The sequence below is a fragment of the Streptomyces erythrochromogenes genome (assembly GCF_040684695.1).
In the GTDB taxonomy this organism is placed as follows: Bacteria; Actinomycetota; Actinomycetes; order Streptomycetales; family Streptomycetaceae; genus Streptomyces; species Streptomyces erythrochromogenes_C.
Genome location: NZ_JBFBGM010000018.1, coordinates 92,971 through 114,921 on the forward strand (window position 1 = coordinate 92,971; position 21,951 = coordinate 114,921).

Consider the following 21,951-nt stretch of genomic DNA (forward strand, 5'->3'; position numbering starts at 1 on the left):
GTGAAAGGACATCCCATGGGTTTACCGCAGGTCATCGACGTTCCTGAGGCCCTGGTCGCGTCGTACACGAGGAACGGCGGTGACAAGGAGCGGGCCTGGGTCGCGCGGCTGCCCCGCCTGGTGGCGGAGCTGCTCGACCGGTGGGGGCTGGAGCGCGACGGCGGCCTCGCTTGCGGCGAGGCCTCGCTGGTGGTGCCGGTGCGCCGCACGGACGCGACGCGGGCCGCGCTCAGGCTCCAGATGCCCCGCGAGGAGACGACCGCCGCGCTGATCGGGCTGCGGGCGTGGGACGGCGAGGGCATCGTGCGGCTGCTCGACCACGACCCGGAGAGCAGCGCCATGCTGCTGGAGCGCCTGGATGCCTCCCGTACGCTGGCCCGCGTCGAGGACGACGACCTGGCCATGGGCACCCTGGCCGCGATCATGGGCCGGCTGCACCGGGTCCCGGCGCCCGAGGGCCTGCGCGGCCTCGGTGACGTCGCGCGCGAGATGCTGGCGTCCGTGCCGGCGGCCGCCACCGCCCTGACGGATCCCGCCGACCGGCGGCGGCTGGGTGCGTGGGCCTCGGCCGTCACCGAACTGGCCGGCGATCCGGGTGACCGGATGCTGCACTGGGACCTGCACTACGGCAACGTCCTGGCCGCCGAGCGCGAGCCGTGGCTGGCCATCGACCCCGAACCCCTCGTCGGCGACCCCGGTTTCGACCTGTGGCCGGCGCTGGACAGCGGTTGGGAGGAGCTCGGTGCCGCGGGGGACGCGCCCCGGGTGGTACGGCGCCGCTTCGACCTGTTGACCGAGGCGCTCGGGCTGGACCGTCCGCGGGCGGCCGGCTGGACGCTGGCACGGCTGCTGCAGAACACGCTGTGGGACATCGAGGACGGGCGGACCGCCATCGGTGTCTCCCAGACCGTCGTGGCCGAGGCACTCCCCCGCCGCTGAAGTGGAGCGTTTCTCCCGGTGGAGCCGTGGGGCCGTGGGGCCGCCGTCAGCGGGCGAGGGAGACGGCGAAGGGCTCGAAGCCGTGCCGGCGCAGGACGTGGGGCACGACCAGGATCATGGCCTCGGTGGCGCGGGCCGTGCTGATGCCGCCGAGGTCCTCGACCTGTTCGGGCCGCCAGCCGAGGTCGCCGAGCAGGCCGGTGACGGTCCTCTTCGCGTTCTCGTCGTCGCCCGAGAGGTAGGCGGTCGGCGGGGTGGCCAGGGTCTGGGGGGCGGTCATGACCGTGGACAGCATGGTGTTGAGGGTCTTGACCACACGGGTTTCGGGGAGCGCGGCCTGGAGTTTCTCGGCGAGGCTGCTGCCGGGGTAGCACAGGTCCGCGGGCAGGCCGTCGGCGGCGTCGCGGGTGGCGTTGGAGACGTCGATGAGGATCTTGCCGGCGAGTTCGGTGCGCAGGGCGGTGAGGCGGGCCAGGGAGCTGTCGCCGGGCGTCGCGTTGATCACGATGTCCGTGGTGCGGGCGGTGGTGCGGTGGTCGGCGAAGGTGATCCGCGGCGCCGGTGCGGGCCCGGTGGTGCGGGTGGCGGCTTCTTCCGGGCGGCGGTGGCCGAGGGTGATGCGGTGTCCGGCTGCGGAGAGCCGGGCGGCGAGGCCGGTTCCTACGCGGCCGGTGCCCAGGATGCCGATGTCGGTCATGCGGTGGTGCTCCTTGAGGTGTCGGGGCGGGGTGAGGTGAGGTGGGGTGGGGCGAGTTGGGGCGGGGTGGGGGCGGGGCGTCCGGTCAGGCGATGGGCGAGAGGACCTTGAGGGCGGCGGTGTGGATGCCGGGGGCGGCGGCCAGGAAGTCGCGGCCGGCGGTGTTCCAGGGCTCGCCGGCCAGGTCGGTGACGGTGCCTCCGGCCTCGGAGACCAGCAGGGCGCCGGCGACCAGGCCGGAGCGGACGTCGGAGAACTGCCAGAAGGCGTCGGTGCGTCCGGCGGCGACGTGGATGAGCTGCATCGTGGCGGGTACGGAGACCCGTACGACCAGGCCGTTGACGAGCATGGCGGTGACGGACTCGCCGATCCGCCGGAAGGTGCGCTCGTCCTCGCCGGGCCTGGCCTGGCCGGTGCCGGTGAGGGCGGCGCCCAGGTCGGTCTTGGCGGACACCTTCAGGGGGCGGCCGTTGAGGTGGGCGCCGCCGCCGGCGACCGCGGTGTAGGTGTCGCCGGTCAGCGGGAGGTGGACGACGGTGAGCACCGGCCGGTTGTCGCGGACCAGGGTGGCGGTGACGGCCCAGTCCTCCATGCCGTGGACGTGGTTGATGTTGCCCTCGGCGGGGTCGACGATCCACCACTCCCCGGGCGGGAGCGCGCCGCCGGCCAGCTCGTCCTCGGCCCACCGCGAGCCGGGGCGGGAGCGCAGCAGGGGTTCCCGCAGCACCTCCAGCACGGCGTCGTCGTTGGCGTGGATCTCGCCGACGATCTCGTCCAGGCTCACGCCCCGGGCGTGCGGGGTGTGGCGGTCGCGCAGTGTGGCCCCGGCGGTCTCGACCGCGGCGGTGACTTCGGTCAGGAGGGTGGTGCCGGCGGCGAAGGGCATGGCTGTGCTCATGGTGGGCTCCTTGGGGGAATCGGTGGTGCGGGGCGGTCGTTCGTTCGTTCCGCTGCCGCACTTCGAAGGTAGGCCGCACGATCGTTAACAACAAGTGCATGCTTGTCACTTGTAGAGTTACCGCCATGCAACTGGATCTGAATCTGCTGACGGCGCTGGACGCCCTGCTGGAGGAGGGCAGTGTGGCCGGTGCGGCAGCCCGGCTCCACGTCACCGCACCGGCGATGAGCCGGTCCCTGGGCCGCATCCGCAAGGCCACCGGTGACGAGATCCTGGTCCGCACCGGCCGCACCATGGTCCCCACCACCCGTGCGCTGGCCATGCGCGCCCAGGTCCACGCCCTCGTGGAGCAGGCCCACCACCTGCTGTCGGCGCAGCAGGAACTCGACCTGGCGTCCCTGGAGCGGGTCTTCACCGTACGCTGGCACGACGCGCTGACCGCGGCCTGCGGCGCCGCCCTGGTCACCGCCGTCCGCAGCCGGGCCCCCGGTGTCCGGCTGCGGCTGCCCGCCGAACCCGGTTCGGACGACGCCGAGTTGCGCCGGGGCGAGGTCGACCTCGCATCGAGTGCCGGCGCTCCGGCGCTCCCCGACATCCGCCACCGCCTCGTCGGCCGGGACCGGCTGGTCGTCGCCGTCCGCCCGGGACACCCGCTCACCGAGGGCCCGTTGAGCCCGGAGCGGTATGCGGCCGCCGAACACCTCACCGTCTCGCGGCGCGGAAGCCTGCGCGACCCGATCGACGACGCCCTGGCCGCGCGCGGCCTCGAACGGCGCGTCGCCGCCGCCGGTCCCACGACCGCCTTCGCCCTGCAACTGGCCCTCGACAGCGACCTGGTGGTCACCCTTCCCGACGCGGTCACCCGCACGGCCCGGAAGCGCCTCGGCCTGGTCGCGCTGCAGCCGCCGCTCCCGCTGCCCGACGTCCCCCTGCACCTGCTGTGGCACCGGCGCTACGACGACGACCGGGCCCACACCTGGCTGCGCGAAACGGCCGCCGAGACCGTCCGGGCGCTCTTCGCTCCCCCGGCCGCCTCCCCGCGGCCCCTCGCCCCCGGGACGGGGAAGTAGCGGGGGCCCGCGGCCCTTTCGGCGGATCTCCGTACGCGGGCGCCCGGGGCGCGGCAGCCTGGTCGTCGCGGACCGGCCGGTGGGCCGGCCCGATCACGCGCTCGCGGGAAGGGGCTGGCCATGGCGGACCGGGTACTCAAGGCGTTGGGGGCCGCGCACGAGGGGTCGGTGGGGGTGCTGCTGGCCGACGGCAGCGAACCGGGCCCGGTCCACTTCGACGTGGGCAGCGGTCCGGGAGTGCCGTCGACGACCGAGTGGTACGCCTACGACGGCCGGCGGGGCCGGTCGCGGGCCGCGGTGCTGCGCGGGAGCTGCTCGTGCGGGTGGCGGGGCGCGGCCGAGTACCCGCTCGACCGGGCCGCCCTTGACGACGACAGGCCGCTGTACGAGGCGGACGTGGACCTGTCCGGGCCGATCGCGGACCACGAGGCCCATGTGTCGGTTATCCGGGACCTGGCCGTCCCGCTCCCCGCGGAGCTCACCGGGCTGCTGACCGAACTCGTCCGGGCCCTCGACGGTCTGGCCGTCAGGGAGCCGCTGGTCACGTTGAAGGCCCTTGCCGACCTGCGGTACGTCATCGCCCGGACCGGCCAGGACGCCGCGTACGAACTCGCCGCCCGCGAGGTGGCGCTGGAGGTGGTGGCGACCGCCCTCGGTACGAGCGAAGCCGCGGCGCGCGGCTACCTCGCCGACTACCTCCAGCCCTGACCCCCGTCCGGCCGCCGGCCGGGCCTTCTCGAACGCGTTGTCCGCCGAAATCGGCCAGCGCGTTGCATTGCCGCCATTCCCCGGCAAACCGGCGACAGCACCGCTGACCTCCCGTTACACAGGAGGTCGGGGCTGTCGTCCGCTGCCCCTTGTTCGTGCGGGGGGCTGGGTACTTGCTGACGATCAACGTGGCCGTACTGCCGGTCGTCATCGTGGTGCTGCGGCTGCGTCGGCGCACCGAGTCCCGGAGCCGGTTCGGCCGGCTCGTCGGCGGCGTCTCCCGGGCCGGCCGGTGAGCGCTCGTCGCCGTCCGGTGCGCCGCACTTCTCGGCCCCGGCCCCGGCGCAGGCGCAGGAAAGACCGGCACCTGGAGCAGGTGCTCCTCGCCGCGCTCGCGACCGCGGTCGTGCTCGGCCTGGTCGTCGGCGCGCTGCGGTGGCTGGCCGATCGCCCCTGGGTCGTCGTGCTCGCCCTCCTGGCGGGGGCCGGGGCGGGCGGAGCGTGGATGTGGCGGCGCCGGGAGGCGGCGCGATGGGAACGGGTCCGCGCGCAGGGGCTGCGCTACGCGGTGGAGCAGCTGGACCGCCTGCACCACACGCAGTTCGAGTTCGCCGTGCGTGACCTCATGCACCGGGACGGGTGCGCGGACGCGCAACGGGTCGGCGGCCGCGGCGACAACGGCGCGGACGTGAAGGCGACCGACCCCTTCGGGCGGCGCTGGGTGATCCAGTGCAAGCACCGCAGGGCCGGGTGGTCGGGGAAGCCGGTCGGCACCCCCGAGCTCCATGTGCTCAACGGCACCGGCCGGCAGGTCCACCACGGTGACGTGCTGGTCATGCTGACCAACGGCCGGATCACGGGCAATGCCGCGGACTTCGCCCAGGACCAGCGCCTGCACCTCGTGGACCGCCACGTGCTCGCCGAGTGGGCCGCCGGTTCGCGTCCCCTGTGGGAGCTGCTGCGTTCGGTGCCTGCGCCCCGGCGCCGCCCACCCCTCCCCTAGCGGGGCCGGGCTTGGGCCCGGCCTCGTCCCCCGGTGTACGTGGCTCCGGTGCTGTCAGAGGCCGTCGCCGTGCACCTCCCCGACTCGTCAAGGGATGGACCACCCATGGCTCATGTCAAAGGGCACTACCGCAAGGACGGCACCTACGTCCGGCCGCACACGCGCCGGACCCGGACCAAGTCGGCTCGTGCAGTCCCGTCGCAGCGCGGAGCGTCCCGTCCTCCGCTCCCGCCGGGCGTGGTGCCGACCACGGGCGTGCGGGGGCACCACCGCGCGGACGGTACCTACGTACGGCCTCACCGTCGGCGGATCGGGGCACCTGCGGCCGCTGCCGTCGGCGGGGGCGGACTGCTGGTGATCATCCTGATCCTTGCGACGCTCGGCGGCGGGAGCGGTGGGAGCGGCGGTGGTGCGCCGCGGACGACCGGTCCGTCGGCGCCGGTCACCGGCGTGGCCACGACGGGAGGGGTGCCCCGGTAGATCGACTGCTACGTGGCTCGTGGTGCGGATTCGCGTAGGGGCGCCGGGTGGTCCGCGGGGCGTTCCTGGGCTTCTTCGGTGCGTGGCCAGTAGCGGCCTTCGAGGGCTTCGGCGCTGCGGTTGAGGCGGACCAGGACGTCCTCCAGCTCCCGTACCTCCTCGGGGGACCAGCCGGCGATCACCCGGGCCAGGCAGGACCGGTTGGCCTCGCGGTCTCCGGCGAGCCTGTGTGCGCCTTCGGCGGTGATGCGCAGTTTGCGGGCCATGCCGCCGTCCGGGTCCGCGACGCGTTCGGCCAGTCCGCAGCGCAGCAGTGCGGCTGTCTGGCGGTTGACGGTCGAGGTGTCGAGCCCGAAGGCTTCCGCCAACTGTCCGATGGACATGGGGCCTTGTGTGTCGATGCGGCTGAGCAGCAGGTATGCCGACCGCTCCAGGCGTTCGGGGTCGCGTTCGCGCCGACCGAGCACCTGGTGCCTCGAGAGCAGCATCAGCTCCCGCTCCAGTTTCTCCAGCACTGCGACTCCTACTCCTTCCGGCGCTTCATTATCGCCGAATCGCCGGCGCCTCTGCGGTGGGCGGCGGACCGGGGCCGGCGACCTGCGGCAATATGCATGATACATATCGTGTGTAGTATGCATTTCTCGTTGCGGCTCCACCCCGACGAGCCACAGCCTCAACCCGGAGGACCCGCATGACCGCCACCACGTCCGCTCCCTCCCGCGCGGCCGAGATCCTGTCCCGGCCCGTCACGCTGAACGGCCTGACCGTCCCCAACCGCATCGCGATGGCTCCGATGACGCGGATGTTCTCCCCCGGCGGCGTGCCCGGCGAGGACGTGCGGGCGTACTACGCGAGCCGGGCCGCCGCGGGTGTGGGCCTGATCGTCACCGAGGGCACCTACGTCGGCCACGACTCCGCCGGGCAGAGCGACCGGGTGCCGCGGTTCCACGGCGAGGACCAGCTGGCGGGGTGGGCGAAGGTCGCCGCGGCCGTGCACGAGGCGGGCGGCACGATCGTGCCGCAGCTGTGGCACATCGGCATGGTGCGCAAGCAGGGCGAGGCGCCGTACGCCGACGCGCCCGCGGTCGGCCCCTCCGGCATCCGCGTCGACGGCACCGAGGGGACCGGCCGGGCGATGACCCCCGCCGACCTCGACGAGGTCATCGGCGCGTTCGCCGACGCCGCCGCGGACGCCGCGCGGATCGGCTTCGACGGCGTGGAACTGCACGGCGCCCACGGCTACCTCCTGGACCAGTTCCTGTGGGAGCGGACCAACCGTCGCACCGACGCCTACGGCGGCGACGCGGTGGCCCGTACGAAGTTCGCGGCGGAGATCGTGGCAGCGGTCCGCGAGCGGGTCCCGGCCGACTTCCCGGTGATCTTCCGCTACTCGCAGTGGAAGCAGGAGGCCTACGACGCGCGGCTCGCGCAGACCCCGCAGGAGCTGGAGGCGATCCTCGCCCCGCTGGCGGCCGCCGGCGTCGACGCGTTCCACGCCTCCACCCGCCGCTACTGGATCCCGGAGTTCGAGGGCTCGGACCTGAACCTCGCCGGCTGGACCAGGAAGCTCACCGGCCGGCCGGCCATCACCGTCGGCTCGGTCGGCCTCGACGGCGACTTCATCCGCGCCTTCGCCGGCGAGGGTGCGGCGGTCGGCGACATCGACAACCTCCTGGACCGCATGGAACGCGACGAGTTCGACATGGTCGCCGTCGGCCGGGCGCTGCTCCAGGACCCGCAGTGGGCGGCGAAGGTGCTCGGCGGCCGCTTCGACGAGCTGAAGCCGTACGACGCGGCGGCGCTCAGGTCGCTCAGCCGGTAGCGGCGGCGGGCCGGAGGGCCGGCCGCAGGAGCCCCGTGACGTCGGCCCGCCGACCTCACGGGGCTCCTCGCCGTCCCCGCCCAACTCGACTGTTCTGTAACAGTGGTGACGGAGCCTCGGATTCCGGGCGGTTCTTGATCATCCGCCGTGCTCCACTGTGCGGGCGGGACCCGGGGGCCCCGCTCAGGACGAAGGGGGAAGCGGGGCATGGAGAACGCGGGACGGGTCGTCCTGTGGTGGGCGACCGCGCTCTTGGGACTGCTGGCGGGGGTGGCGTCGGCCACGGAGGTCGGCGAGGCGCTGGAGCGGGAGCGGGAGTACCGGGCCTCCCCGGTCTGCTCTTCCGTGCCGGTGACGGCGTCGGCCTGCGTGTGGGAGCAGCCGTTCAGCGTCCGGGAGGCGAAGGCCGACGGGGTCGGCCGCGGCGAGAGACTGGCAGCGACGCTGCTGCCGCCGAGCGGCGAGCCGTGGGAGGTGGTGTTCCGCAACACCGGCCCGGTGCTGTCGCGGATGCAGCCGGGTGACGCGGTCGTCGGGGTGGTCTGGCGCGGGGGCGTCGTGGAGGTGCGGGACGCCGGCGGACGGCGGCAGCAGACGGAGTACGGGCCTTCGGAGTGGCCGGCGGACCAGCTCGGGGGTGCGCTCGCCTTCATCCCCTTCGGCCTGATCGCCCTCGCCGGCTCGGTGTGGCCGATCGTCAAGAGGGGGGACCGGCGCCACGAACGCGCGGCGACCGCGGTGCGCTGGCACGGGGTGGCCCTGGGCGCCACCGGCCTGCTGACGCTGTGGGTGCAGGCGGACAACGGCTGGCCCCTGTGGGCGATCTGGGCGATCTGGGGACCGGTCGCGCTGGTCCTGCTCGCCACGATGGCGGCCTGCGTCGTCGTGGCGCTGCGCGGCACCGCGGAGGGCGGCGGCCCGGCGGCGGGGCCGCCGGCGCGCCGGGAGCCGGCCGCCCCGCCGCGGCCGGCTGGGGAGGAGCGGGTGGCCCCGGCCGGGGAGGAGCAGGTGCCCCCGGCTCGCGAGCGTCTGCCGCGCGAGTACCGGATGAGCAGGAGCAGGCGGATCGAGCTGACCGCCCTGCTGGTCGCCAAGACGGCCGTGCTGGTGCTCGCCGTGTGGAGCGAGGATTTGCCGCCCCTGTGGTTCCAGGTCGGCCTGAGCGTGCTCATGCCGCTGCTCGCGCTCGTGGGCATCGTCCGCATGCCGCGGTGCGGCACCCTCGTCGACAGCACCGGCATACACATCCGCGGGATGTTCCGCACGCGGCGGGTGGCCTGGGAGGACGTCCAGGAGATCAGGGCCGAGCCACTGCGGGGGTCCGACGGCGGCCTGGCGCCCCGGACGCTCGTCCACGTCCACCTGACGGACGGCAGCCGCAGGCTCCTCCAGCATCTGGACGACAAGGGCTACGACGTCGACCGCGAGGTCGCCGTCCTGGACGTCGCGCGGGCGGCGCGGCGCCGCAGGGGCGACGCCGCGGCGGACGTGCCGGTCGCCTGAGCCCCGGGCGCGGAGCGCTCAGCGCGGAAGCATCACCCACAAAAAGGTAAATAAGTATAATTACGGCAAAATCGCGCGTGAGGGCGTCGCGTCGCCCTACTGCCCGTCCTGCGGGAGTCCGCCGTGCACGACGTGCCCTACTGGCTGTGGATCGTCTTCGCCGTCACCGTCCTCCTGGCGCTGGCGGTCGACCTCCTCGCGCACCGGCGGGCGCACGTCATCGGCTTCCGCGAGGCGGCCGCGTGGAGCGGGGTGTGGGTCGGCCTCGCCCTGGCCTTCGGCGGCCTCGTGTTCGCCGTCGTGGGCACGCAGGCCGGTGTGGAGTACACGACGGCGTGGCTGCTGGAGAAGAGCCTGTCGGTCGACAACCTGTTCGTCTTCGCTCTGATCTTCGGCTATTTCAAGGTCCCGCGGGCCTACCAGCACCGCGTGCTGTTCTTCGGGGTGCTGGGCGCGCTGGTGTTCCGGGGGGTGTTCCTCGCCGCCGGAGTGGCCGTCGTCAGCCGGTTCACGGCCGTCCTGTACGTCTTCGCCGCGATCCTCTTCTACAGCACGTACAAGATCCTGAAGGAGGAGGACGACAGCTTCGACCCGGGGCGCAGCCTCGTCGTGCGGCTGCTGCGGAAGGTCGTCCCGGTCAGTGACGACTACGTCGGGACGAAGTTCTTCGTGAAGGAGGCGGGCCGGCGCGTCGCCACGCCGCTGCTGGCCGTGGTGGCCGCGATCGAGGCGGCCGACCTGGTCTTCGCGGTCGACAGCGTGCCCGCCGTGCTCGCCGTCAGCAGTGACGCCTTCATCGTCTACAGCAGCAACGCCTTCGCCATCCTGGGGCTGCGGGCGCTCTACTTCATGCTGGCCGGCATGCTCGACCGTTTCCACTACCTGAGTACGGGGCTGGCCCTGATCCTCGCGTTCATCGGGGTGAAGCTGGTCCTGCAGGCCTCGCACGAACTGATCAGCACCTCGGTTCCCGAGATCCCCTCGCCGGTGAGCCTGGCCGTGATCGTCGTCGTCCTCGCGGCGTCGGTCACCCTGAGCCTGCTCCGGCCACCACCGTCGCCGCCACCGTCGTCGCCTCCGCCGGACGGGGGCGGTTCCGCCCGCGGGGCGTGATCGGCCGATCAAAAGAAAGCTTCAAATCCGGGCAAAGTGGGCGTAAAGTCGATTTATGGACGGCGAAAAGCATCCCGCGGCATCCCTCCCGGGACACCTTTGCCCCGGCTGCCATGAGCAATTGCCCGCGACGGTCCAGCGGCACAAGACGATGGGCATGTACGTCCCCCTCTACGCCGACGCCCCCTGCACCAACCCCGCCTGCCCCGAGGCCCCGCCCGGCGGCCGTGAGGAGCGGCGGACGCAGCCGCCCGCCGAGGACCGGACCGCCCCCTGAGACCCCCGAGCCCCCCTGAGACCCCGGGAGCGAACGCGGCCCGGCGGCGGCTCCCGCGCGGCCCCGGCGCCCCTCTCCCGTCACAGCTGCGTCACGGGCCGCTCCCCCGCCCCGCGCGGGGCCCACCATGGCCTGATGCGCACACATCAAACCGCCGCTCTGCTCGCCGCCGTCACGCTCCTCGCCCTCGCCGGGTGCACCAGTGAGCCCGAGGCCGACACCGACGCCGGCCCCACCCCGGCCGCCACCGCGCCGGCGGCGCCCGCGAGCCCGGACTCCACCCAAGCCGCCGGGATCCCGCCCGCGCCCACCGGCGACAAGCGCACCATCTACCTCGCCACCCTGACCGGCATCGACCCCGAGATCGTGAACGGCGACGACGAACAGGCCATCAGCCGCGGCCGCGACCAGTGCACCGCCATGAAGGACGAGAAGGACCCCACCCGGCGCATCGCCCAGGTCGAGCAGCGCTTCACCGGCCCCCGCCACCCGGGCGGCTTCGGCCCGACCAAGAGCGCGCTCATCCTCGCCACGGTGCAGGCCAACATCTGCCCCACCTACTGACGGTCCCGCGGGCCGCCCCGGCGGGCCGGGCCGGACGGGGCCTACGCCGGGGCCCAGGCGTCGAAGCCGTCGGGGACCTGCCCGCAGGGCGCGTAGATGCTGACGGCGAGCGTCCCGGTCGCCGCGTACCACCCCACGTCGACCCTGTCGCCGGTGACCGGATGCTCGAAGCGGAACCCCATGTCGGAAGGGTGCTCGCCGGCGGGCTTCCAGCCCTGTTGCGACAGCCGGTCGCGGATGCGCTCCTGCCCGGCACGGGCCGTGGCCTGCGCGACGCCCGTCGCCCTCCAGTCGATGTCGAAGCTGCTCACGTCGCGGCGGGCCTCGTCGATGTGGGCGAAGGACCGCAGTCCGCGGTAGTAGCAGGCGCCCGTGTCCACGGGGCGGGCCTCGAAGCGGGAACGCCCGTCCAGGTCTTCCTCCACGCGCTCGGCCTGCTCCCTGAGCCGCATGGCGACCACGTTCGGGTCGACCTCCGGGTACGGTGCGCCGTTCCACAACCGGTACCCGCCCCAGGACATGGACAACAGGAGTGCGACGCCGGCAAGGACCGACGCCGCACGAAGGAGGCGCGCGCCCGAGGGGGCCGCGGTCGCGCCGGTGGCGGGCTGGACGGAGTTCATGATCGAAAAGGTAGGGGCGGGGGTGTGCGCCCCGCATCGGGTCGTCTACTCATACGGGGGTGAGTAGACGACCCGATGCGGGTCCGAAGCCCGGCCGGTCCTGCGGAGAACGGGCGCCGGGCGTTCAACGGGCGGCAGCGCACAAGGGGAACGGGGGTAGAGCCGCGGCTGCGGGTGTCAGGGGGCGGGGCAGGGCGGGGTGAAGTCGAGGGCCGGGAAGTGGCGGGTCCATTGGGCTTCGGTGATCCGGGGGTGGGCGTGGTCGCAGATGCGGGCGGTGACCGCGGACAGGCGGGTGTCCCGCAGGCGGATCGTGAAGTCGTTGCCGCCGGTGGCGAGGGTGGTGCCGTCCGGGGTGAAGGCCACGGCCGGTACGGGGTTGGTGTGGCCGGTCAGGACGGTGGGGGCGGCAGGACCGTCCAGGTCCCACAGGAGGGCCTTGCTGTCGGCGGCGCCGGCTGCCAGTCGCCGGCCCTCGGCGTCGAAGGCCAGCGCGTAGATCCAGGCGCCGGAGGCCGGCAGGCGGGTCGTCCTCGCCGGGTGGTGGATGTCGTGGACATCGATCAGCCAGATGGTCTTGTCCGTCCGGTGGAAGGCGGCCAGCCGGCGGTTGTCGGGGCTGAAGACGCCGCCGGTGAGGGGCTCGGACCGGAGCGGGGAGGGGATTTCCCGGGGGGTGCTCGGCCGGGTGATGTCCCACAGGCGCAGGGAGCCGGACTCGCCGGTGCTGGTGGCCAGGGTGTGGCCGTCCGGGCGGAACGAGGCCGTCGTGACGTGCCGGCCGTCCTCGCCGATCCGGCTCAGCGGGCGGGGGTCGGCGGGGTCGGTCAGGTCCCACAGGCCGGCCCTGGCCTGTGTCCAGACGGCCAGGAGGCGGCCGCCCGGGGCGAATGCGGTGCCGCCGACCTCGCCGCCGTCGGGGGCGATGACCGACACCGGGCGGGGCTTGCGGGGATCGGTGACGTCCCAGACGCGGGCGGTGCCGTCCTCGCTCGCGGTGACCAGGGTGCGGCCGTCCGGGCTGAAGGTCACGCAGCGGACGAACCTGGTGTGCCCGTGCAGGGCGGCCAGCGGCCACAGGGCGCGGCCGCCGGTGACCTGCCACAGGCGTGCGGTGCCGTCCCAGCTGGCGCTGGCGAGCAGGCGGCCGCCGGGGGCGAACGCCAGGGAGGTGACGACGTCGTCGTGGGTCGCCAGGGAGAGGTCCCGCAGGTCCAGGAGCCGGTCGGAGTGGGCGAGCACCCGGCCGTCCGGGGTGAACGCGGCCTGGTAGAAGCCGCCCTGGACCGTACTGGACCTGCGGGGCCGGGCCGGGGCGGTGACGTCCCAGAAGTGGGTGGATCCGCCGACCGTGGCGAGGGCGGTGCCGTCCGGGCTGAAGGCGACCGACCAGACGATCGCGGGATGGCCGGTCAGGACGGCCGGGGGTGGCGCCGGCCGGCCGCCGGCGAGGTTCCAGACGCGTGCGGTGCGGTCCCAGCCGCCGGTCGCCAGGGTCCTGCCGTCGGGGCTGAAGGCGGCGGAGGTGACGGTGTCGGTGTGTCCGCGCAGGACGTCGAGGAGGAGCGGATTCGCGGGGTCGTCCACGTCCCAGAGCCTGGTGGTGGTGTCGCCGGTGGTCGCCATCGTGTGACGGTCAGGGCTGAACGCCACCGAGGTGACCGCGGCGGTGTGTCCGGGCAGGGTGGCCAGCAGGCGCGGCCGGCGGGGGTCGCCCGCGTTCCACAGGCGTGTCGTGCCGTCGGTGTGGCCGGTGGCCAGGACACCGCTGCCGCCGGGCCCGTACGCCACCCAGCTCGGGGCGGCGGACGGCTGGGCGGGCAGGGCGGCGAGCTCGGCGGGTGCCCGCCGGTTCGTGACGTCCCACAGCCGTACGGAGCGTTCGTCGGCCGTGGCCAGGACGCGGCCGGTCCCGTCGAAGGCGACCGACACCAGGCGTTCGGGCCGGTGCACGGCGGCCAGTTGTACGGGGTGGTGGGCGTCGGTGATGTCCCACAGCCGGGCCGTGCGGTCCCAGCTCGCGGTGGCCAGGAGGGTGCTGTCCGGGCCGACGGAGAGGGAGACCACGTCGGAGGTGTGGCCGGTGAGCCGGCTGGTGTAGGGGGTCGCGAAGGTGCTCATGAGCTGGTCGCGGACGTCGCGGGAGCCGGCGGCCAGGCGGTGGGCGGCCAGGTTCAGTTGTGCGGCGAGGGCGGGGTCGTGCTGGCGTACCTCGGCGGCGTCCGCGGCGGCTTTGCGGGCGATGGCCACGTTGCGCTGGCGGATGGCCGAGTCGCGGGAGTCGACGGCCAGGCCGCCCGCGGTCGCCGCGACGGCCACGAGCACGGTGAGCAGGGCGACGAGCCGGCGCAGGCGGACCGTGCGCCGCCTGGCCGCGGCGGTCTCGTCGGCCTGTGCCGCGCGGGCGGCGTCGAGGAAGCGCCGTTCCCTGGAGGTCAGGCGGCTGTCGTGGACGGCGGCCAGGTCGAGGGCGGCGGCGAGGCGGGCGCCCCGGTAGAGGGCGTGCGGGTCGTGGCCCTGTGCCTCCCAGTCGGCGGTGGCGTCGGTGAGCCGGCGGTGCAGGAGGAGGCGTTCGCGGTCCTCGGTGAGCCAGCCGCGCAGTCTGGGCCAGCAGCGGATGATGGCCTCGTGGGTGATCTCGACGCAGCCGTCGTCGAGGGTGACGAGCCGCCTGCGGGCGAGGGATTCGAGGACGTGGGCGGTGTCGGGGCCCGGGTCGAGTTCGTTCGTGGTGATGCGGCGCCGGGTGTCCTCGGTGCCGTCGCCGAGTGCCGTGAGCCGGAGGAACAGTGACCTGGCGTGGTCCTGCTGCGCCGGCGAAAGGGCCGCGTAGGCGGCTTCCGCGGTGTGGGCGAGGGCGTGCTGGATTCCGCCGGCCGCGAGGTATCCGTCGAGGGTGAGGCGGCTGCCGCAGCGGCGGCGCCAGGTTTCGACCATGGCGTGGGAGACCAGGGGCAGGGCGCCCGGCTGGCCGGTCGCGTCCGCGACCACGGCCGCGAGGAGCGGCCCGGTGACCGTGCAGTCGGCGAGGGCTGCCGGGCGGGTGACGGCCTCGCGGAGTTCCTGGCTGGTCATCGGTCCGACGGCGATCTGCGCGTCGCGCATCGCTTCGACGAGGCGGGGGTCTTGGACGCAGTGGCCGTAGAAGTCGGCGCGGACGCCGAGCACCACCCGGGCGCGGCTGGTCGGGGTGGTGGCGGCCGCGGTCAGCAGGGCGATGAACGCGTCGCGTTCGTCCGGGTCCCGGCAGAGGGTGAAGACCTCCTCGAACTGGTCGACCACGACGAGGACGTCGGTGCCCGGGGCGGTGCCGCTGCCCGGGACGGGGACGGGGGCGGTGGCGGGCGCGTCGGCGGGGGTGTGGCCGAGGGCGGTCTGCCGGATGCGCAGGTGCAGGGCGGCGGGGTCCTCGCGCAGTTCGGCGAGCAGCGGGCCGGGGGCCTCCCCCGTGGTGGCGGCGAGGTGGAGCGCGCACTCCTCGACGGGGTGCGGGCCGGGGGTGAACAGGATCACCGGCTGTCCGGCCGTCCGGGTGCGGGCGACGAGTCCGGCGCGCAGCAGTGAGGACTTTCCCGATCCGGAGGGCCCGAAGACGGTGAGGAAGCGCCGGTCGCGGACCTTTGCCAGGAGTTCGGCGGTCAGGTGCTCGCGGCCGAAGAAGCGGTCGGCGTCCTCGGGTTGGAAGGCGGCCAGTCCGGCGTAGGGCGCGCCGTGGTGGTCGGTTGCGGCGGGCTCCTCCTGCCGTGCGCCCGCGGCGATCTCGGCGGCGGCCGTGTGCCACCGGGCTTCCCATGCACGGCGGTCGCCCCGGCACGCCTCTACGTAGGCGAGGGTGACGGCGAGGCTCGGGAGCGTGTGGCCGCCTGCGGCGTCCGAGAGGGTGGTGGAGGAGTAGTGCGCCCTTTTCGCCAGGGCCCGGTAGGGCGGCCGGCCGGCCGCCTCGCGCAGCGTGCGCAGGTCGGCCGCGAACCGGGTGAGTGGACCGGAGTCCGGGTCGAGGGGGCGTTCGGGGCGTGGCATTGCCTTCCTCCCTGCGGTCTCCCGCAGCTTTCCGCGGCCGTGTCGGGTGGTGTTTGTCCAGCTTTTGATGTCCGGAATCCCCGTTCCGGCGCCGGACATCAAGTGGGGGCTAGACAAGTGCCGGCGCAACCGCGCCACGGCGATCGGAAGGGGAAAAGATCATGAGGTCCGTGCGACGAATGATGCTGCTGGCGGCGGTCACCGGGCTGCTGGCCGGCGGTACCGTGACGGGCTCGCCCGTGCATGCCTCGGCTGCCGCGGCGCCGCTGCTGAAGTCCGACCTGAACGGAAGGTGCGCCGACATCTTCATGTTCCACCAGGAGAACGGCGCCTCGACGGTGACGTGGGACTGCCACGGCGGCACCAACCAGCAGTGGTACCGGGACGGTGAGCAGATCCGCTCCAGCATGAACGGGAAGTGCCTGGAGATCTACGGCCCGCACCTGGGCGACCAGGGCTCGGTGGCCATGTGGGACTGCAACGGCGGTCTGCACCAGCGGTGGTACCGCAACGGCAGCGAGATCCGCAACCGGGTGAACGGCAAGTGCCTGGACATCCTGGCCGGGCGGCCCGAGATCGGCCAGCTGCTGGTGAGCTGGAGCTGCAACGGCGCGCGGAGCCAGAGCTGGGACTTCTGACCGCCCGGCCCGCCTCCGGCCTGCTCACTCCCCGTCCGGCCCGGTGCATCACGGGCCGGGCGGGGCGAGGTGGGTCGAGGTCGGCTGGGGGGCCGGGCCGCCCCCCTTGCTCGACCTATCGATTTTCGATAGATTTCCATCGTAGATCGATGGGAGGACAGGTCGTGGGGAAGCTGACAGTGCGCGCGTTGCGCGCCGTGCTCGCGGTGGTGTTCGCCGGCACCGTGTTCGTGCAGGCAGGGATGGTGTGGGCGCTGGTCACGGGCGAGCAGGAGGACGGGTCGATGCCGCTGACCCCGATGCGCGTGATCGTGGCCCTGGGCATGGTGGCGGCGCAGGTGGCCCTGGTCTGCGTATGGCGGCTGACGGCGATGGTGCGGCGCGGAACCGTGTTCTCGCACGCGGCCTTCCGGTACGTGGACGGCGTGATCGGCGCGATCACGGCGGCGGCGGTGCTGTGGTTCGCGGTCACCGCGGTCAACGCCCCGGGCCAGCGCGAGGATCCGGGCGTTACTGTGATCATGGGCGGGATCGGCCTGGCCGTCCTGGGGGTCGCGCTCATCGTGCTGGTACTGCGGATGCTGCTCGTGCAGGCCGTCGCGCGCGACGGCGAAGCGGCGCAGATGCGGGCCGAGTTGGACGAGGTGATCTGATGCCCATCAGCGTCGACATCGACGTGATGCTGGCCAGGCGGAAGATGTCCGTGGGGGAACTCGCGGACCGGGTGGGGATCACACCGGCCAACCTGGCGGTGCTGAAGAACGGCCGCGCCAAGGCGGTGCGCTTCGCGACGCTCGCCGCGCTCTGCGAGGCGCTCGAATGCCAGCCGGGCGACCTGCTGCGCTGGGAGGCCGGGGACGCCGCCGGCGGATGACGCGGCGGGGGCGCGGCAGCCGGCGGTCAGCCTGTGGTCGTAGCCCTGCTGGTCCTCAAGTCCCTTGTCGCGGGCGGAACACGGCCAGCACGATGATCCACATGACTGGATTCCTGGGATCGGGCACCAAGCACACCTTCGTTCTGACCATCCGTGACGCGGACACGATCGCGGCGGCCCTGCGCGGGGCGCTGGAGGCGGCTTCGCCCGAGGAGCGTCCGGGGCTGGAGCGCGCGGTCGCCGTCGCCGAGGCCGCCGCCGTCGCCGGGGCGGCGCAGGTGCGGGCCCGCTGGGTCCGCTCCCGGCTGGCCGGCGCCGGTTTCGCGGGGGACGTCGGCTCGGTCGACGCGGTGAAGGCGCTGCGCCGGGCGGAGCCGAAGCTGAGCCTGCTGGCAGCGGTGGAGCTGCAGAGGGACGCGGTGGCGCATCCCGAGTGACCGCACGGCCCCGGCGCCGGCGTCCGCGCCGGGCCGGGCCGTGCCGTGCCGCGTCGCGCCACCTTCGGCCGCAAGCTGAGTGACCGTCGGTTTCGGAATGTTTGATTCCGGGGACGGTGTCCCAGCATCGCCGGATTCGTCCCCCGCGTCGTCGTGACGGCGCCCGACGTGACAGCCGAGGGAGACCATGGGTTGGAATGGCGTACGCCGGACGGCCGCGCCGGCCGCGCTTGCCGCAGTGGTCGCGCTCGTCCTGGCAGCTCCCCCTTCCGCCGGCGCCGCGCCCCGGGCCGGGACCGTGAGCGCGGCCGCGGCCGGGGCCGGGCTGCAGGACGCCTCCCCGACGCCGCCTCCGCCCCGTCTGCCCCGCGACTTCCGCGGCAGGGGCAAGTGGATCGTCCGGGACCTGGACATCACGGTGCCGTTCAGCTGGGAGGGCAGGAACGGCGACAGCCAGATGACCGCGGGAGGCCCGCAGTACCCGATCTGGTTCACCAACCTGATCTACCGCGGCACCCTCTACACCCTCACCTACAAGTGGCCCGGCCTGAACGAACATCCCTGCTCGCGCATCCCGGGCTTCAGCCTGGAGGACCTCAACCGGGGCTTCGAGGGCGCCCGGTTCGTCGGGCGGGAGACCCTGCGGCGCACCCCGCAGCGGCACGTGAACCACTGGAGGGTGGGCGTGGTCCTCCCCCAGCTGCCTCCCGGGAACTATCCGCGTCTGCCGCTCGCACTCGGTGACATCTACGTCGACGAGAACAACCGGGGCACCTTCTGGCAGGTGCTGCAGTTCGGTGTCCAGAACCTCTACGACCCCGAGCTGGACGAGTGGCTGGTCATGGACACCTTCGAGCACCGGCCCGGAACCGTGACGCTGCCCGCCCGCTGCGAGCCGCCCCACTGAAACCCCGGCCGGTCGGCGGGGTCAGGCCACGAGCAGGCGCAGGCCGAGGTCGGCCGCCTCCAAGTCGGCGAGGTGGCCGTTGCGCTCGGCCCACCGGCCCGAGTCGAGGTCGTCGGCGAGGCTGCGCACCGCCCGCTGCTCGGCCCGCGGCCCGACCCGGGTCCACACCGACATCGCACGGCGCACGTGGTCCTCCAGGTACGCCCCCGGCCGGCGCCAGTACGCCTCGAACAGGCCGTCGGCGCAGTCCCACGGGACGGGCACCGGCTCGGCGCGGGCGCCGATCGCTTCGGCCATCGAGGCGAGCGGCGGGAAATCCGCGAGGACGCCGGCGAACTCGGGCAGGTAGTCGCGGGTGAGCCAGAACCGGTCCTGCCACCCCGGCTCGTCGGTGTCGAACGTGAGCACCACCACGCGGCGGGCCACCCGCCGCATCTCGCGCAGCCCGGCCATCGGATCCGCCCAGTGGTGCACGGTGGAGACGGCCATCGCGACGTCGAACGACCCGTCCTCGAACGGCAGGTCCTCCGCGGCGGCGGCCACGCACCGTGCCGATCCGGCCCGCCTGCGGCCGCGCATGACCGCCGAGGGCTCCACCGCGGTCACCTCGCGGTCGGCGGGCTCGTAGGAGCCGGTTCCGGCCCCCACGTTCAGCACCGTGCGCGCCTCGCCGAGCGCGTCACGGATCTGCGCGGCGATCTTCGGATCGGTGCGCCGCGTCGCCGTGTAGGCCTCGCCGATCGCGTCGTACAGCCGTGCGCCCAGCATCCCCAGCTGCTCCTCCGGTGTCACCCTCACTCCCTTCGCCCGTGCCGCCAGTTCCCTGTCGACGGCCGCCACCATGGCGTCGGCACGCTCCCGCCGCTCCAGCAGTACGCCGCGCAGCCGGCGCAGGTGCGCGGCCGCGTCGGTGGAGGGGTCGCCGAGCAGTTCCGCGATCTCCCGCAGCCCGAAGCCCAGCCTCCGGTAGGCCAGCGCCTCGCGCAGCCGCTCCACGTCGCCGGCCGTATAGGCCCGGTACCCGGCCGGGGTCCGCGCCGAGGGCCGGACGAGCCCGATGTGGTCGTAGTGGTGCAGCGTGCGGACGCTGACGCCGGCCAGCTGCGCCACCCGTCCCACGGTCCAGTGATCCTCCACGGCACCGACTATGGGGCCTGACGCCGCGTGAGGGTCAAACTCCTCCCGCCGGGGCCCGCCCGGCATGCCTTCTCCTCAGAAGGCCAGGCGGAAGAGGGCGCCGCCGCCCGGGGCAGGTTCCGCCGTCAGGTCGGCGGCGTGGGCCCGGGCGATCTGGCGGGCCATGGCCAGGCCCAGGCCGGAGCCCGGCAGGGCGCGGGCCGCGCCGGCGCGGTAGAAGCGGTCGAAGACGTAGGGGAGGTCCTGCGGGGAGATGCCGGGACCGTGGTCGCGGACGGTCAGCTGCGGGCCCCGGCCCGGGGCGCCCGCCGTCAGCTCGACCTCGACGGGCAGGCCGGCGGGGCTGAACTTGGCGGCGTTGTCGAGGAGGTTGCCCAGCAGCCGGCTCAGACGTGCGGGAACGCCGGGCACCACGACGGGCTCGGCCGGCACCCGTACGTGGAAGGGCACCGCCGGCCAGTGCGTACGGGCGGCCTGCGCGCAGTGTTCCACCAGAGCGCCCAGGCGGACCTGTTCCACCAGCGGCCGGGGTTCTTCGTCGCGGGCCAGCTCGATCAGGTCGCCCACCAGGCCCGTCACCTCGCGCAGTTGCCGGCCCAGCGCGGTGGAGGCGCGGTCGCGCTGTTCGGGGGTGAGGCGGTCGGCGCGGGCGAGGAGTTCGGCGTTGGTGCGCAGGGCCGTGAGCGGGGTGCGCAGTTCGTGGGAGGCGTCGGCGACCAGCCGGCGTTGTGCGGTGACGGACTGTTCGAGTTCGTCGAGCATGGTGTTGAAGCTGGTGGCCAGGCGGGTGATCTCGTCCTCGCGTCCCGGTGGGGGCAGTTCGATGCGGTGGCGGGCGTCGCGGGTGGCGGCGATCCGCTCGGCGGTCGCGGTGAGCCGGGCGACCGGGGCCAGGCCGGTGCGGGAGACCCCGTACCCGAGGAGGGCGGCCAGCAGGACTCCGGCGGCCGCGGTCAGGGCCAGCCAGCGGGCGGCTTCCCCGATGCCGTCCCGGACGGTGTCGGCGCGCAGGGCGACCTGGAGCGCGCGGCCCTTGGCGTAGTCGGTGGTGAGCATCCGGGCGGGGTGTCCGGCGACCGTGATGTTGGTGTAGTAGGGGGCCTTCGTGCCCTGGGCGACCTTGCGGGCGGCGGGTGCGACGGGGAGCTGTCCGGGCGGGCGGGGGTCGTCGGCGGGGTCGGCGGGGACGACCTCCGCACAGGCGGGTGCGGCCAGGAAGCGGCACTCCCCCGCCAGGACGCCGGGTGCGGATCCTGGGTTGCGCTGGGCGGCCAGGCGCGCGGACTGGGTGAGGCTGAGGTCGAGCTGTTCGTAGAGGGCGGAGCGGACCACCAGGTACGCCGCCGCGCACACCCCGACGGCGACGAGGGCGACGGCGGCGGTGACGGACAGGGCGAGGCGGGTGCGCAGGGGGCCGCGGCGGCGCCAGACCCGGCCGAGGCGGCGGCCGGCGCTCACGCGGCGTCCAGCCGGTAGCCGACCCCGTGGACGGTGTGCACCAGGCGGGGTTCGCCCGCGGCTTCCAGTTTGCGGCGCAGGTAGCCGACGTAGACGGCGAGGGAGTTGGAGTCCGGGCCGAAGTCGCGTCCCCACACGAGTTCGAGGATGAGTTCGCGCGGGAGGACCTGGCCGGGGTGGCGCAGGAGGAGTTCGAGGAGGGCCGCTTCGGTGCGGCTGAACTCCAGTGGGCGGCCGCCCCGGCGGCCGGTGCGGGTCGCGGGGTCCAGGACGAGGTCGGCGAAGCCGAGCGGGGCGGCGCCGGCGGGTGCGGGCGCGGCGCGCCGCAGCAGGGCGCGGACCCGGGCGGTCAGCTCGTCGAGGGCGAAGGGTTTGACGAGGTAGTCGTCGGCGCCCGCCTCCAGTCCGTCGACGCGTTCGCTGACGGAGTCCAGGGCGGTCAGGACCAGGACGGGGGTGCGGTCGCCCATCGCCCGCAGCTGCCGGCAGACGCCGAGGCCGTCGAGGACGGGCATCATGACGTCGAGGACGACCGCGTCGGGTTCCCAGGCGGCGATCTGGGAGAGGGCGGCGAGGCCGTCCGCGGCGCCGCGGACCTCGTAGCCCTCGACGGTGAGTCCGTCCTCGACGGCCGCGCGCACCTCGGGCTCGTCGTCGACGACGAGGATGCGCCGCCCGGCGCCCGCGCCGTCGGTGCCCGCGCCGCCCGTGCCGTCCGTGCTGTGCGCGCCGTCCGTGCTGTTCGTGGAGCTCATGGGGACAAAGCCTGCCAAAGGCTTCTGA

Annotated in this window: 23 protein-coding genes; 15 read left to right on the plus strand and 8 right to left on the minus strand. The window is 74.0% G+C overall.

Translation table 11 applies throughout. The features are described from left to right. The first annotated feature begins 15 nt into the window (after window positions 1-15). Entirely contained in the window at window positions 16-939 is a 924-nt protein-coding gene (locus AB0O53_RS25005; RefSeq protein ID WP_365198329.1) for an aminoglycoside phosphotransferase family protein, read from the plus strand. Window positions 940-985: 46 nt separating this feature from the next. Here AB0O53_RS25005 and AB0O53_RS25010 read toward each other — a convergent pair whose 3' ends face one another. Next, a complete protein-coding gene (locus tag AB0O53_RS25010) occupies window positions 986-1,636 on the minus strand; it encodes an NADPH-dependent F420 reductase (protein ID WP_365198332.1) in 651 nt (216 codons plus the stop codon). 85 nt (window positions 1,637-1,721) lie between these two features. Next, window positions 1,722-2,534 carry an inositol monophosphatase family protein gene (locus AB0O53_RS25015; RefSeq protein ID WP_365198335.1) on the minus strand — a complete coding sequence of 271 codons (813 nt, stop codon included), beginning with the start codon at window positions 2,532-2,534 and terminating at the stop codon, window positions 1,722-1,724. A 125-nt stretch (window positions 2,535-2,659) separates the two neighbouring features. On the opposite strand from AB0O53_RS25015, the gene AB0O53_RS25020 reads away from it, so the two are divergent. The 4 genes from AB0O53_RS25020 (at window position 2,660) to AB0O53_RS25035 (ending at window position 5,315) form a co-directional block, all read left to right on the plus strand. Beyond that, a complete protein-coding gene (locus tag AB0O53_RS25020) occupies window positions 2,660-3,604 on the plus strand; it encodes a LysR family transcriptional regulator (protein WP_365198338.1) in 945 nt (314 codons plus the stop codon). A 120-nt stretch (window positions 3,605-3,724) separates the two neighbouring features. After that, the gene (locus tag AB0O53_RS25025) at window positions 3,725-4,312 is read left to right on the plus strand and encodes a hypothetical protein (RefSeq protein WP_350999482.1); all 588 of its coding nucleotides are present in this window, start codon (window positions 3,725-3,727) and stop codon (window positions 4,310-4,312) included. Window positions 4,313-4,485: 173 nt separating this feature from the next. Then, window positions 4,486-4,608, plus strand: a complete 123-nt coding sequence (locus AB0O53_RS25030; RefSeq protein ID WP_350999658.1) for a hypothetical protein — start codon at window positions 4,486-4,488, stop codon at window positions 4,606-4,608. A gap of 17 nt (window positions 4,609-4,625) precedes the next feature. Further along, window positions 4,626-5,315 carry a restriction endonuclease gene (locus AB0O53_RS25035; RefSeq protein ID WP_350999484.1) on the plus strand — a complete coding sequence of 230 codons (690 nt, stop codon included), beginning with the start codon at window positions 4,626-4,628 and terminating at the stop codon, window positions 5,313-5,315. A 488-nt stretch (window positions 5,316-5,803) separates the two neighbouring features. Here AB0O53_RS25035 and AB0O53_RS25040 read toward each other — a convergent pair whose 3' ends face one another. Continuing rightward, window positions 5,804-6,283 carry a MarR family winged helix-turn-helix transcriptional regulator gene (locus AB0O53_RS25040; protein WP_365198445.1) on the minus strand — a complete coding sequence of 160 codons (480 nt, stop codon included), beginning with the start codon at window positions 6,281-6,283 and terminating at the stop codon, window positions 5,804-5,806. Between the two features lie 203 nt (window positions 6,284-6,486). Between AB0O53_RS25040 and AB0O53_RS25045 the strand changes: the two genes are divergently transcribed. The 5 genes from AB0O53_RS25045 to AB0O53_RS25065 all read left to right on the plus strand — a co-directional run bounded on the left by AB0O53_RS25045 (window position 6,487) and on the right by AB0O53_RS25065 (window position 11,074). Continuing rightward, a complete protein-coding gene (locus tag AB0O53_RS25045) occupies window positions 6,487-7,617 on the plus strand; it encodes an NADH:flavin oxidoreductase (protein WP_350999486.1) in 1,131 nt (376 codons plus the stop codon). Window positions 7,618-7,824: 207 nt separating this feature from the next. Beyond that, window positions 7,825-9,120 carry a PH domain-containing protein gene (locus tag AB0O53_RS25050; protein WP_365198342.1) on the plus strand — a complete coding sequence of 432 codons (1,296 nt, stop codon included), beginning with the start codon at window positions 7,825-7,827 and terminating at the stop codon, window positions 9,118-9,120. A gap of 123 nt (window positions 9,121-9,243) precedes the next feature. Then, on the plus strand, window positions 9,244-10,233 hold the full coding sequence (locus AB0O53_RS25055) for a TerC family protein (RefSeq protein ID WP_350999490.1): 990 nt from the start codon (window positions 9,244-9,246) through the stop codon (window positions 10,231-10,233). Window positions 10,234-10,354: 121 nt separating this feature from the next. Then, on the plus strand, window positions 10,355-10,510 hold the full coding sequence (locus AB0O53_RS25060) for a hypothetical protein (protein WP_350999493.1): 156 nt from the start codon (window positions 10,355-10,357) through the stop codon (window positions 10,508-10,510). A gap of 135 nt (window positions 10,511-10,645) precedes the next feature. After that, a complete protein-coding gene (locus AB0O53_RS25065) occupies window positions 10,646-11,074 on the plus strand; it encodes a hypothetical protein (protein WP_350999495.1) in 429 nt (142 codons plus the stop codon). Window positions 11,075-11,115: 41 nt separating this feature from the next. Here AB0O53_RS25065 and AB0O53_RS25070 read toward each other — a convergent pair whose 3' ends face one another. Next, entirely contained in the window at window positions 11,116-11,697 is a 582-nt protein-coding gene (locus AB0O53_RS25070) for a hypothetical protein (protein WP_365198347.1), read from the minus strand. A 177-nt stretch (window positions 11,698-11,874) separates the two neighbouring features. Next, entirely contained in the window at window positions 11,875-15,717 is a 3,843-nt protein-coding gene (locus AB0O53_RS25075; protein ID WP_365198350.1) for an nSTAND1 domain-containing NTPase, read from the minus strand. Between the two features lie 179 nt (window positions 15,718-15,896). On the opposite strand from AB0O53_RS25075, the gene AB0O53_RS25080 reads away from it, so the two are divergent. The 5 genes from AB0O53_RS25080 (at window position 15,897) to AB0O53_RS25100 (ending at window position 18,573) form a co-directional block, all read left to right on the plus strand. Next, window positions 15,897-16,355 (plus strand): RICIN domain-containing protein, encoded by a 459-nt coding sequence (locus AB0O53_RS25080; protein ID WP_350999647.1) that lies wholly within the window; start codon window positions 15,897-15,899, stop codon window positions 16,353-16,355. 164 nt (window positions 16,356-16,519) lie between these two features. Next, the gene (locus tag AB0O53_RS25085; RefSeq protein ID WP_365198353.1) at window positions 16,520-17,008 is read left to right on the plus strand and encodes a DUF2975 domain-containing protein; all 489 of its coding nucleotides are present in this window, start codon (window positions 16,520-16,522) and stop codon (window positions 17,006-17,008) included. Continuing rightward, window positions 17,008-17,229 (plus strand): helix-turn-helix domain-containing protein, encoded by a 222-nt coding sequence (locus AB0O53_RS25090; protein ID WP_350999506.1) that lies wholly within the window; start codon window positions 17,008-17,010, stop codon window positions 17,227-17,229. The genes AB0O53_RS25085 and AB0O53_RS25090 overlap by 1 nt, the downstream gene beginning before the upstream one ends. 101 nt (window positions 17,230-17,330) lie before the next feature. Then, entirely contained in the window at window positions 17,331-17,666 is a 336-nt protein-coding gene (locus AB0O53_RS25095; protein ID WP_365198356.1) for a hypothetical protein, read from the plus strand. A 187-nt stretch (window positions 17,667-17,853) separates the two neighbouring features. Further along, on the plus strand, window positions 17,854-18,573 hold the full coding sequence (locus AB0O53_RS25100; protein ID WP_365198359.1) for a hypothetical protein: 720 nt from the start codon (window positions 17,854-17,856) through the stop codon (window positions 18,571-18,573). 21 nt (window positions 18,574-18,594) lie between these two features. Here AB0O53_RS25100 and AB0O53_RS25105 read toward each other — a convergent pair whose 3' ends face one another. The 3 genes from AB0O53_RS25105 to AB0O53_RS25115 form a co-directional block, all read right to left on the minus strand. After that, window positions 18,595-19,692, minus strand: coding sequence for a methyltransferase domain-containing protein (locus AB0O53_RS25105; RefSeq protein ID WP_365198448.1), 1,098 nt, complete (start codon window positions 19,690-19,692; stop codon window positions 18,595-18,597). Between the two features lie 93 nt (window positions 19,693-19,785). Continuing rightward, the gene (locus tag AB0O53_RS25110) at window positions 19,786-21,168 is read right to left on the minus strand and encodes a sensor histidine kinase (RefSeq protein WP_350999514.1); all 1,383 of its coding nucleotides are present in this window, start codon (window positions 21,166-21,168) and stop codon (window positions 19,786-19,788) included. Continuing rightward, window positions 21,165-21,923 (minus strand): response regulator transcription factor, encoded by a 759-nt coding sequence (locus tag AB0O53_RS25115; RefSeq protein WP_350999517.1) that lies wholly within the window; start codon window positions 21,921-21,923, stop codon window positions 21,165-21,167. Before AB0O53_RS25115 ends, AB0O53_RS25110 begins: the two co-directional genes overlap by 4 nt. Window positions 21,924-21,951 lie beyond the last annotated feature (28 nt).